Raw genomic sequence first — 13,289 nt, 5'->3', positions numbered from 1 at the left:
TCGTTGCCGGACTCATCCCTTTCATCGAGCGGCCTCAATCAATCGATCGGATCAACCGAACAGGGCAAACCCGTCGGTAGCGGCTGGCAGGGTGAAGGCCTGGCCGTCCGCGGTCTGAATGTGCTCGATGTTGTTGAAGCCCGCATACCAGCCCGCCAGTTTCACGCCACCGGTCGGCGCACCGACACTGCCGTCATTGGCGCTGTGCAAATAGGCGTCGTCGCCGATACGGGTCACGTTCAACTGGCTGGCGTTGGCAATGGTGTTCAGGATCAGGGTGTCGTTCAGGCTGGTGCCGCTGTCCTGAATCACCACCAGACCGGAGGTGTTCACCACGTAAGTGTCATCATCTTCACCGCCATTGGCGAAACCACCGGAGACTTGCTGGCCGGCAAGGTTGAGAATCAACCGGTCGTCACCCTCACCTCCGAACAACGAGTAGCTGCTGCCCTTGCCGGTCAATACGTCGTTGCCGATACCGCCGATGGCGTTGCCGTTGACCACCGTCACGGTGTCGTTGCCGTCTTCACCGAATGCGTTGGTGCCCAGATCGTTTTCGGCACTGATGATCACATCATCGCCCGCCCCGCCATACAACTGATCGGCCTGCGCATTATCAGCCACACCTTCGAGGCTGAACGGTCCGATGTCGGATACCAGGCCGCCGTAGATGACGTCGTTGCCGTCACCGCCATTGATCAGATCGCTGCCGCGCCCGCCTTCCAGGTAGTTGTCCGCTTCGTTGCCGGTCAAGGTGTCGTCGAAATGACTGCCCATCACGCCTTCGACATTGACCAGCGTATCGCCCTGTGCATCGCCACCCAGGTTGATACCGGTCTGCAAATTGATCTCTACCGCCGTGGCACTGGTGAGGTACCAGACGTTATCGATGCCGTCGCGACCATCGACCGTATCACCGTCACCACCACCGATGAATGTTTCGTTGCCGGCCGAACCGATGAAGAAATCAACGTACTGACTGCCTTCGATCAATTCGATGCTGGTGTATTCAGGCATAGGATCCCAAGGCTTGTAGACTGCACCGCTCAGGTCGATCGTCATCGGCATGAAGGCGTATTTGAAACTGAGCAGATCCTGCCCCTGTCCGCCATCCAGGCCGAAATACCAGGCCATGCCGGTCGCGTAAAAAGTGTCGTTGAAGTCACTGCCACGGATGATCTCGATGTTCTGGAACGTATCGCCATCAGCGATCCCCGAAAACTCCCGGGTTGCCCAGTTCAGCGTCATGGCGACCGTGCTGTCGCCGTAGCTGAGCACATCGATACCGTCGCCACCGTCGAAGGAGTCGCCTTTGGCACCGCCGAACAGCACGTCGTTGCCACTGCCGCCGACGATCGTGTTCCAGGTGTCGTTGCCGTAGCCGGTAAAATCGCCGGTCCCGGTGTACGTCAGGTTTTCAACGAACGGATCCAGGTGCATCTCGGACAGCGTGGTGTACACCTGATCGGTGCCGCCCATGAAGCCCTCGACTTCTTCGATGGTCACACCAGTGCTGTTGATGATGTACACATCATTCCAATCGCCACCGGCCAGGGTCACACCACCGATGTTGGCGGTAAACTGATCGGCATTGTTGGTGCCAACGATCTTTTCGACATTGCGAAAGGTGTCGCCCACTGCATTGATACCACTGCCGATCTCGATGGTGACCGGCCCCGCGTTCCATTTATAGCTCACCGTGTCGTAGCCATCGGAGCCGTCAATGATCATCGACCCTTCGGAGCGATAGATCAGATCGTCGAACTTCGAACCTTCAATGGCTTCGATACCGGTGAAGGTGTCTCCGTAGGCAATGGTCAACCCGTCATAGTTGCTCCAGTCCGCGATTCTCACCCCTTCGAGACTGTCGCTGTAGCTGACGGTATCGAAACCTTCGCCACCCACGAAGTGATCCGCCCCGCCGCCGCCCCACATCCAGTCGTTGCCGGCACCGCCAACGATCTCGTTGTCGGTGTCACTGCCACAGGCCTTGAAATCACCTGTCCCGGTGAAGGTCAGTTTTTCGATGAAGGGATCCATCTTGATGGTGTTGAGACTGGTGCGCAGCTCGTCGTAACCACCGTAGCTTTCTTCGATGATGGTCACGCCTTCGCTGCCGACGATATACACATCGTCACCCCAGCTACCGTCCAGCGTCACACCGGCAATGTTGCCGGTGAAGGTGTCGTTGAAAGACGTACCGATGACTTTCTCGACGTTGAGCAAGGTATCGTGCTTGCCATCGGCGCCCGTGACAGTCGACGCGTCATTGCCGATCTCGACATTGACGGCCGAAGACAGCACGCGATAGTCCGCCGCATCAAACCCCTCCCCACCATCCAGTACGTCCGATCCGGCACTGCCAATCAGTTGGTCATCCGACTCCAGTCCATAGAGTTCATCATTGCCATCGGTGCCCACCAGGTAATCCACGTCACTCGTTCCATTCACTACTGACATTTGTTTCTTCCTTGCGTTGTTGTTGAACCGGATACCGTCAAAGAGCGCTGAGCGTCAGCTTGCTGAAAATAAACTTCGAACCCATGACTCCGGTCATTTCAAACGACGTCGCAGGGAAGGAATCGACTCGAAAAAAAAATAAAAAAACAGGCGATCCGGGATCGCCTGTTTTCAATCATCGATGCCCCCACCAAACCATCATGGAGGCGTCTGTCCTGCTATCAACCGAACATGGCGAACCCGTCATTGCCGGTTGGCAGGTTGATGAACTTGCCGTCAGAGGTCTGGATATACTCAATATTGTTGAAACCGGCGAACCAGTCCTTCAGTCGCACGCCGTCTTCCGGAGTCTGGCCTTCGAAGACGCTGTACTGATGCAGGAACAGGTCATTGCCGACCCGGTCAAGCAGCAGTTGCTGAGTACTGATGTTCGTCAGGATCAACGTGTCGCCGGAACTGGTGCCGGTGTCCTGAATGGTGACCAGTTTCGTGGTATTGACAATGTAGGTGTCATTATCCTCGCCGCCGAACGCCGAACCCGGACCACCTACCAGAACCAGTTTGTCAGCACCCGCTCCACCGAACAGCGAGTAGCCGGCGCCAATCCCGGTCAGCAGATCGTTGCCCTCACCACCGTCAGCCACGCCATACCCCACGGTAATGGTGTCATTGCCGGCTTCACCAAAGGCCTGGGTGCCTCGGTCATCGGTGGCGGCAACGATGACGTCGTCGCCATTGCCGCCATACAGAAGGTCAGCCTGCGGCCCACCCGCTGCGACATTCACGGCGAACGGTCCGAGCGGGGTGTACAGGCTGCCATAGATGACATCGTTGCCATCCCCGCCATAAATGACGTCGTTACCCAGACCGCCCTCCAGACCATTGGCGGCAGCATTGCCGATCAACGTGTCATTGAAGTTCGTCCCGATCAGACTCTCGATATTGATGAAGACATCGCCCTCGGCATCACCACCCTGGCTGACACCGGTCTGCAGGTTGATATTCACGGCGGTGGCGTTGTTGGCGTACCAGACCGTGTCAATGCCTTCACGACCGTCGAACACGTCGGCACCGGCTCCACCCACGAAGTTGTCGTTGGCGGTGGAACCCAGGAACGTGTCAGCGAAACGACTGCCCTGGAAGATCTCGATCCCGGTGAAGGTATCGCCCGCGGCATCGCCGGCGTTGGCGTTGGTTTTCAGGTCGATGGTGACCGCGCTGTCCGATGACTCATAGCTGACCATGTCCAGGCCAAGGCCGCCGTTGATTGCGATTGCCGCAGAGTTGCCAACGAAGACATCGTTGTACTTCGAGCCCGTCATTGCCTCGATGCTGTTGTAGGTGTCGCCTGCTGCGATCCCCGAGTTGACACCGGTTTTCAGATTGATGCTGACGCCCGTTGTGCTGTCGTCATAGGACACGGTGTCCATGCCTGCGCCACCGATGAACTGGTCGGCGCCGCCACCTCCCTTGAAGATATCGTTGCCCGCACCGCCAGTGATGATGTTGTCGCTGTCATTGCCCACGCCGGTAAACGAACCGGTGCCGACATAAGTCAGGCGCTCGATATTGGCCGCCAGGGTGTGATCCTTCCAGCTGACCCGTACCTCATCGTTGCCACCGCCGGCCTGTTCGATGATGGTCACACCACCGCCATTGACGTAATAGGTGTCATCTCCGGCGCCGCCTTCAAAAGTCGCGAAGCTGATGGCAGCGGCCGTGAAGGTGTCGTTGAAGGACGAACCGATGACCTTGTCGATCTCCGTCAGGGTGTCGCCCTGCGCATCACCACCAACACCTGCCAGTCCAGTGCCCGGGCGAATATCCACGTTGACTGCCGCCGACGAAGATGAGTAATCGACCGTATCGAAGCCACCGAGACCACCGTTGAACGCAAACACGCGACCATCGGCAATGAATGTGTCGTTGTATTTGGAGCCACTGATCGCTTCGATGCTGTCATAGACGTCACCCGCAGCGATTCCGCTGTTGACCCCGGTCTTCAGATTGAGCGTGACACCTACGGTACTGTCGTCATAGGACACGGTGTCCATGCCTGCGCCACCGATGAACTGGTCGGCGCCGCCACCTCCCTTGAAGATATCGTTGCCCGCACCGCCAGTGATGATGTTGTCGCTGTCATTGCCCACGCCGGTAAACGAGCCGGTGCCGACATAGGTCAGACGCTCGATATTGGCCGCCAGGGTGTGGTCCTTCCAGCTGACCCGTACCTCATCGTTGCCACCGCCGGCCTGTTCGATGATGGTCACACCACCGCCATTGACGTAATAGGTGTCATCTCCGGCGCCGCCTTCATACGTGGCATACAACGATGCCTCAGTCGTGAAGGTATCGTTGAACGCCGAACCGATGACCTTTTCGATACCGGTCAGGGTCACGCCTTGCGAATCGCCACCAACACCTGCCAGTCCAGTGCCCGGACGAATATCCACATTGACTGCCGCCGACGATGTCGAGTAATCGACCGTATCGAAACCGGCGCCGCCATCAATAGCAGTGATCCGGCTATCGACCACGAAGGTGTCGTTGTAATTGGACCCGGCGATCACTTCGATACTGTTATAAGTGTCACCCGCTGCAATGCCCGAGTTGACGCCGGTTTTCAGGTTGATGCTCACTGCAACGGTGCTGTCGTCGTAGGACACCGTGTCGCGCCCCGCGCCACCGAAAAACTGGTCGGCACCGCCGCCGCCCTTGAGAATGTCGTTATTTGCACCGCCAGTGATGATGTTGTCGCTGGCGTTGCCTACGCCGGTGAACGAACCGGTGCCGACATAAGTCAGGCGCTCGATATTGGCCGCCAGGGTGTGATCCTTCCAGCTGACCCTCACCTCATCATTGCCACCACCGGCCTGTTCGATGATGGTCACACCACCGCCGTTGACGTAATAGATGTCATCTCCGGCGCCGCCTTCATAGGTGGCATACAACGATGCCTCAGTCGTGAAGGTATCGTTGAACGCCGAACCGATGACCTTTTCAATACCGGTCAGCGTGTCGCCTTGCGCATCACCACCGGTGCCGGGCAAACCGGTGCCCGGACGGATGTCGACATTGACCCCGGCGGGTGAAGCCGAGTAATCGACCGTGTCGAAAGCGGCGCCACCGTCAATTTTGTCAGCCCCGGCACTCCCGATAATCACATCATTGCCACCCAGGCCATTGATCTCGTCATCCCCACTCGTACCGTTCAGCGTATCCGCGCCGTTTGTCCCGTTGATTACTGCCATTACATCTTCCTTGCCTTGTTTGTGAACCGGTACAGGCCAGCGTGGCGATCACACGTCACCGCGGCATCATTTTCTTGAACTGCAATGTGTTGATATCGACAGGAAGCACCCTGCGCTTGAGCTCGTTGCAAAGAAATGTATCAAGAATGAAATAAAGACGGACAGGCAGGCAAAAAAAAACAGGCGACTGCAATAGTCGCCTGTTTTTCTGGAGAACGAATGAACCGGTCAATCCGCCAGCCAGCCGTTTTCCCAGTACCGCAGGTTGTCGCCACGCAGGACGTAATCACGCAGCACTACCTCGCGCAATTCGTCGCCCATGCGGTAGCTGGCGTCCGGATCGGCCAGGTGCATGCGGATCGCCTGCAGCCACTCATCCGTGGTGTTGGTCTTGATCCGCGTGCACGGCAGATAACCGCGATAGGCCTCGGTGTCGGTGCAGATCACCGGGTAGCCGCAGGCGCCATATTCCAGCAGACGCAGGTTGCTCTTGCAGTCGTTGAAGATGTGGAACTCAAGCGGCGCCAGGGCCAGGTCGAGGTTGAGGCTGGCCAGCTTAGCCGGGTACACGTCCAGTCCGATCACGCCGTGGAACTCATGCATATACGGTCGCAGATCGTCGGGGCACATGCCGAAAAACACCCAGTCGACTTCGTTGGCCAGTTCGCGCACCACATCGGCGATGACCGCGAGGTCGCCATGGTGACTGGTGCCACCACCCCAGCCGACCCGAGGCTTTTTCGAGGTGCGACGCTGACTGCGCAAATCGCTCCACAGGTGTTTGGCCAGCATGTTGGGGACGACCCGAATGTCGCTGTGCATGCTCGACAGTGCATTACCCAGCGGCGCCGTGGACACCACGACCCGGTCACACATGCCGATGGCACGCCGGACCAGTTTTTCCATCTCGTCCTTGTTCGGCATGTTGCGGATGTGGGCATTGCGATGGGGAACGTCGATCACATAGTCATCGAGTTCATAGATCCGCCGGGCATTCGAGTATTTCTGCAGGATCGGGATTTCGTTGATTGGTGCTTCGGCATAGCGCCCCTGCAAAATGATCACGTCAGGGGATTGGCGCTCGACTTCGATGATCGTCGGCAGGTTGTAGTGAATCCGCCCCAGCGCCCTGCCCGCCGCTTCCAGCTCGATCAGTGGCTGGGTCACACGGTAGTGACCGATGGCCGACGCATTGACCGGCAGCGCCAGGATCTTCGGCAATTGCGGTTGCGAAAACGGACTCCAGCCGGTACGCAGGCCCGGATCGAGTCGGAAGCTCGAACCGCCCAGACCATTGAGCGCCAGGTTGGCGTTGTACGCCGGATCCCGCGCGACGATCGGTAACCAGCGCTTGTAGAACGTTTCCTGTTCCTGGCCGAGCCGTGCTTCTTCGCCGTCCTTCGGCGCCTGTGCCGGCTGTGCGCCCAACGCCAGCTGAGCGTAAGGCGTCCACACCACCAGGTAACCTTCCCGACCGACCCGCAGGCACAGATCCACTTCATTGAGCGACTGTGCCAGGTCTTGCTGATCGAGGCCGCCGACCGCCTCGAACACGGCCTTGCGCACCATCAGGCAATCGCCACCAACGGCGCTCAGGTCATGAGCGACGAGCAGCCGGTACATGTACCCCGTCGCCTGCAGGGTCTCTCCGTAAAACGGTACGCCGGCCGGACCTTGCAGGCCGAGAATTAGGCCGGCGTGGAGGATCCGGCCATCCGGATTGAACAGCTTGGCGCCGACCACACCGACTTCCGGCCGCTGGGCGTGATTGAGCATTTCCGCCAGCCAGTCGCCCTGCGTGATCACGGCATAAGGATTGAGCAGCAGGACGTATTCGCCCCGCGCCTGACTCACCGCCGCATTGCGCACTGCCGCCATGTTGTCTTGCTGTGGGCAGTCCAGAATGCGGATCCGCTCGCTGCCCAGTTGCCCCATACCCTCGAACCAGGCCCGCGCTTCGGCGCTCTCGCTGCCGTTGTCGACCAGCAGCAATTCATATTCGGCGTAGAGGGTTTTCTCCAGCAGGCTCTCGACACAACGCTGTACGGCTGCCGTCTGATCCTTGCTGACAATGACGATCGACACCAGAGGCTGACGATCATGGTGATAATCGACCCGGTTGAGCAGCGCCGAGGCGCCATCGCGAATCTCGTGGGCGATGCCCAGACGCGCCAGGTGAGCCGAGATCAACTGTGAGTTGCGGTCCGCCATTTGCGGTTCGGACAGCCACTTGGCGAGGTCGTACGCCGACTCCAGCAACACCTCGGAAACATGACCGACGACGTGCGTACCGTCCTGCTCGACCATGCGCCACAGCACATCGTGGGGCGCCAGCTCACCGAATGCGGAATCGAAACCGCCCAGAGCGAGGAAACGCTCGCGCTCGAAGGCCAGCGCCCTGCCCACATACGGGTAGCTGCGCATCAGGTCCAGGTTGAAGTCCGGTTTGAACACAGGCTCGGCCGACTCACCCTGGCTCAGACCACCTTCATCGCTGTAGAGGCAGGTAACGGTGCGCGAGAGCGCGATACGTTCGGCCATCACCAGCAACGCCGGCACCACCAGACGATCACCGGCGCGCAGCAGATAGAACCAGTCGGCACCGTCGAGCTGCGGCAACAATTCGTTGATCTGTTGCTGCCAGTCATCCTGCAGCGGCATGCGCACGATGCGCTCCTGCAACTGCGCCTCGGTGCAGGAGGCGGAGAGCACGATGGTCAACTCCGGCAGGTATTCCTGTGCTGCCAGCGATTGCAGGGTGAGTTCGAGCGCCGAGCGACTGCCCTGTTCGTCGATGATCACCGGAACGATTTTCGGCACGCGCGGCCAGGCGGCCAGCGTGTCCGGCAACAGTTCGCGCTGGCCTTCGGTCAGTGCGCGGCAGGCCAGCCACTGGGCGTACAGCTCGGCGAAACTGACACTGGCAATTCCGACATGCCAATCCTGCGTGGTCTGCTTGGTGCCCAGCGTGCGGCTCAGTGGCAACTCTTCCCAGACCCGCGGAGTTTCCAGGGCCCTGGTGATCGGCACATAACGGACCCAGCCCGGCGCCGGTGCGGATTCGCCGCTGCGCGCCTTGAGCATCTGCGTCAGCCATTGCCGCTCGACCTCGGCTGCATCGCGCATCGCTTGCTGGCTGCTCAAACGCTCAGGGTACAGGCGCTCGATGCTCAGGACATGGTTCGACATCACCACGTTGCCGCGTCGCAGCAGGCAGACGTACAAAGCAAAATCGAGCGTGGCGACAAAACAGTGACCGGACTGAGTCAGGGCCGGCAACAGCTCCTGTACATCGGATCGACGAAACAGGGCATTGCTGAAGCCTCCGAGAATGTTCACCGGGAAATTCTCGAAAATCGCCAGCAGGTCATCGCCCTTGAACAATCCACACACCGGAGACAACGGCGTGTTCTCCAGGCGCGACGGCAACGGCAGGTCGCCAGCATCCCAGAACAGGCGCTGGGCGAGTACCAGATTGACGTCCTGCTGGTCGATCAGTGTCTGCGCCTGGCGTTCGACGCAGGTGGAAAACAACTGATCGTCATCACACAGAAACTTGATGAACTCACCCGTCGCCTGCTCCAGGCACGCATGCAGGTTACCCACCAGCCCGAGCGTCCGGGGATTGCGCACATAACGAACCGTAACCCCGCTGCTCTCGGTGACCGAAGCGACAATTTCCTCGATCTCACTGCCACGACTGTCGTCGCAGACGATGATTTCGAGATTGCCATAGCTTTGGCTCACGGCACTGCTCAAGGCCTTTTCAAAAAAGCGCGGGTTGAAGGCGGGAATGACGAGGCTGACAAGGGGAAGTGAATTCACGGCGGACTCGCAAGCGGCGGGAACCCGCCCGGAACAGCGAGCCCTTTGAAACCGCAAAAGAAGAACAATAAATACAGAACGGTCAGAGCAACCGGGCGCTTGCGCGCCCGGTCAGCATCAGATCTTGTTGAACAGGCCCAGCTGGCTGATTTTGCTGAACGCCAGTTGCGAGGCCTGCAACATGGTCTGCTGCAAGGTCAGGCGGGTCATCACTTCGGCAGGATCCGAATCACGGATCGAACCCTGAGTGGTGGTATTCGCCTGAGTCAGGCTCTGGTTGGTGGTGTTCTGGTCATCCAGCGACTGTCCGCGGGCACCGATCGAAGTCACCGCCGAACCGATCTGGTTGGACGCGCTGTCGATGTTGCCCAGCGCCGACTCCATGGCACCCTGGAATTTCTGCTTGGCCACCGGATCACCATCGATCGGCGCATTCAGCGCCGTGACCATCTGGCCCAGGGTGTCGAGCACGTTCTGGGTCTGGTGGTTGTTGGACTGGATCGAGAACTGATCGCCCGCACCTGGCGTACCGCCGAGGGTGAACGTCACACCGGCGGCGGTAGCATTGTTGCCGACCAGCGTGCCCGACGAAACCGGCTTGCTGTCAGCGGTGACCGGCGCGGCGTACAGGTCGAAAGCCGTGGCGCTGGTGAACTTCAGGATCGCACCGCCGCCGGACGGGAATGCCGCGTCGTAGGCCGCCTGATTGGTTACACCGGAGCCAGTGATGACCGCGGTCGACGGGTTGCCCGCGCTGCGCGAGGTGGTGAACGAGTCAGGCGTGGCCGCCAGCTGGAAGCTGTGGCCGGCGATGACCGCATCCGGGTTGGTGTCGCCAGGCTTGAGGTTGATGTTCAACTTCAGGTCGACACCACGGAAGCTGACGGTCTGGTTGGCACCGTTGCTGTTGGTGATCGCACCGCTCTGACTGGCTTCGCTCGTCACGTCGTTGCCCAGGGCATCGGTGATTTTCAACTGCGTGCTGCTGATGAAATCCACGGTGTAGGGCTGGCCGGCCGCGAACTTGGCGTTGTACGTCGCAGCAGTGCCAACGATACCGTTGGTCAGCACCACACGACCATCATCGACGGCAGGCGCGGTCATGGTGGTCGTGGTGCGGCTGGTGTTGATGGTCTGCTGGAATGCATCCCAACCCGTGGTGTTGGTGGCTACCGAGAGGCCGTCGCCAATGCCCAGGTTGATCTGGGTCTGGTCACCATTGTAGGTGTAGGTGCCATCGGCATTCTGCGAGTACGGCGCGGTATCGGTCTTGGAGCCGGAAAACAGGTAATTGCCATTGGCGTCCTTGGAGTTCATCAGGCCCAGCACTTGTTGCTGGATCTGGCTCAGCTCGGATGCGTAGGCCTTGCGGTCTGCGTCGGTGGCAATACCGTTGTTGGCCGCCAGGCCGATTTCCTTGGCGCGCTGCAAGGCCGTGGTGATGGAGTTCAGCGTGGACTCCTGCACGGTCAGTGCACTCTTGGTGGTATCGATGTTGCCCTGATATTGCTCGAGCATCGAGGCCTGCTGACCCAGCTTGAGCAGGCGCCCGGCACCGATCGGATCATCGGCGGCGGTATTGATGCGCTGCAGGCTGCTCGCTTCGTTCGCGGTGGCAACAGTCTTGCTGTAGTTACGCTGATATTGGGAAGCTTGTGTCGCGTAATACTGAGCGGTGGAAATGCGCATGAATTACGACTCCTTAAAGACTGTTGATCAGCGTGGCGAAAGTTTCCTGCGCAGCCTTGATGATCTGCGAAGACGCTGTGTAGTACTGCTGATACTTGACCAGGTTGCCGGTCTCTTCATCCAGGTTGACCTGGGACAGCGAGTCGCGCGCACCCTTGGCCTGATCGAGGATCGTCGAGGTGGCTTCGTTGTCGGACTTGCTCTGGGCCGCCTTGGTACCGACGTTGGTCACCAGTTTGTTGTACGCGTCGGTCAGGCTGATGCCCTTGCTGCCGGTGCCGGTGTCCACGGTCTGCTTGGTCTGCAGGCCGACCAGCGCCTGCGCGTTGCGGTTGTCCGAAGAGGCGGCGCCGGTCAGGTTGATCGTGAAGGTTTCGCCTGGCTTTGGCGTCGCGCCCACGGTGGTCTGCACGGTGAAGGTTTTCTGCACGTTCGGCGTGACCGAGGTATCCATCACCGGTGCACCGGTGGAGTCGACCATGCCGATCTTCAGGTTCAGGGTGTTGGCCTGCCCCGGCACGATGGTGCCGGTGCCGATGGTGTTGCCCTTGGCATCGACCATGTTGTACGACTGGCTGCCGCTGGTGACCGCACCCATGACCAGTTTGACCGGCGTCGAATACTTGAGCGCGTTCTGCAACTCGGCCTGGGAGGCCGGGTTGGTGATGTCGATGGTATCGACCAGTGTCGGCTGGGTGTAGGTGCCGGAGTTGTTGGCACTGGCCACGCCGGTCAACGGTGCTGCTGCCGCGATTTTCTTCGGATCGGTGAGCACGGTCTGAATGTTGGTGGCCGCGTCACGGGTCGGGGTCACCTTGAAGGAGTCACCGGCACTCATCGCGCCGCCGTTCAAGGCCAGGGTAAAGCCGTCGATCACCGGCGGTGGCGTGGTGGTGGTGCTGAACGAACCCATGTCGGTGCCGTCGGAGCGCTTGACCGAATAGTTGGTGGCGCTGGTGAAGGTGACCTGGTAATCGCTGGTGGTCAGCTTGCCGGTGTCCTTGATGGTGACGTTCAGGTTACCCGAGCCTGCGCTGTTGCCTGCCGAGGCAATGCTGCGCTGGCTGATCAGCGCGGCACTGTTGATGTCGTTGAAGATCGGCGCGCCGAAGTCACCATTCTTGTCGATGCCCTGGGCTTGCTGGCGATTCATCTGGTCGGCAATGACCAGTGCTACACGGCCCAGCTCGTTGAGCGACGGGTTGAGCACTTCATTGCGATAGGTCAGCAGCCCGCCGATTTCACCGCCGCTGATCACCGAAGTGATGTCGATGGTGCTTGAGCCACGATCCATCTGGATGCCCATGCGCGACGGGTCGTCCTTGCTCGGAACGGTGCTCAGGGTGTTGGTGGTGTTGCCGACGACCAGCGGCTGACCGCTGCCGACGTAAACGTCGAAGCTGGTGCCGCGCTCGACCACTTGCGCGCCGACCAGTTCGGAGAGCTGGCGCACCGCTTCGTTACGGCTGTCGAGCAGATCGTTCGGCTGACCGCCGCTGGTGGAAACTTCGCCGATCTTCTGGTTGAGATTGGCAATCGAGGTGGCCAGCTTGTTGACCTGGGCGGCCATGTCGCCGAGGTTGCCATTGATCGTGGTGTTCTGATCGTTCAGCTGTTTGGCCAGGGCGTTGAAGCGGCTGGTCAGCGCTTGCGAGCCGGTCAGTACCGACTGACGGGACGTGTCGTCGGTCGCCGAAGTCGCCACACCCTGCATCGAGGTGAAGAACTTCTGCAGTACGCCGGTCAGGCCTGTGTTGGTATCGGACAACGAGTTGTCCAGGGCAGTCGCCTGGCCACCGTAGGCAGCCGCTTCACTGTTGAGCGACGTGGCGGTATGCAGCTGGGTTTCCAGGTAAGAGTTGTACACCCGGCGCACGTCGGCCAGGGTCGTGCCCGTACCGATGAACACGTTGCCAGTCTGGATCGAGGACTTGGTGCCCTGCACGGTTTGCTGGCGTGAATAACCGGCGGTGTCGACGTTGGCAATGTTGTTACCTGTCACAGCCAGAGAGGACGAACTCGCGGCCAACCCCGACATCCCGATATTGAGCAAACTCATGATTC

The 13,289-nt window shown here is 59.7% G+C and carries 5 protein-coding genes; all 5 read right to left on the bottom strand.

Annotated features, from left to right (window positions below; translation table 11 throughout):
- Positions 1-51 precede the first annotated feature (51 nt).
- The 5 genes from CAF87_RS29315 to flgK all read right to left on the bottom strand — a co-directional run bounded on the left by CAF87_RS29315 (position 52) and on the right by flgK (position 13,284).
- On the bottom strand, positions 52-2,460 hold the full coding sequence (locus tag CAF87_RS29315) for a calcium-binding protein (protein ID WP_170929665.1): 2,409 nt from the start codon (positions 2,458-2,460) through the stop codon (positions 52-54).
- Between the two features lie 221 nt (positions 2,461-2,681).
- Complete coding sequence (locus CAF87_RS16320; RefSeq protein ID WP_085748632.1) at positions 2,682-5,711, bottom strand: calcium-binding protein; 3,030 nt, start codon at positions 5,709-5,711, stop codon at positions 2,682-2,684.
- A 228-nt stretch (positions 5,712-5,939) separates the two neighbouring features.
- A complete protein-coding gene (locus CAF87_RS16315; RefSeq protein ID WP_085733773.1) occupies positions 5,940-9,536 on the bottom strand; it encodes a glycosyltransferase in 3,597 nt (1,198 codons plus the stop codon).
- A 117-nt stretch (positions 9,537-9,653) separates the two neighbouring features.
- Positions 9,654-11,225, bottom strand: coding sequence for a flagellar hook-associated protein 3 (locus tag CAF87_RS16310; protein ID WP_085733774.1), 1,572 nt, complete (start codon positions 11,223-11,225; stop codon positions 9,654-9,656).
- 13 nt (positions 11,226-11,238) lie between these two features.
- Entirely contained in the window at positions 11,239-13,284 is a 2,046-nt protein-coding gene (flgK, locus tag CAF87_RS16305) for a flagellar hook-associated protein FlgK (protein ID WP_085733775.1), read from the bottom strand.
- Positions 13,285-13,289 lie beyond the last annotated feature (5 nt).

This window comes from Pseudomonas sp. R38(2017), from assembly GCF_002112395.1.
Classification (GTDB): domain Bacteria; phylum Pseudomonadota; class Gammaproteobacteria; order Pseudomonadales; family Pseudomonadaceae; genus Aquipseudomonas.
This window is presented reverse-complemented; position numbering and strand designations above follow the sequence as displayed.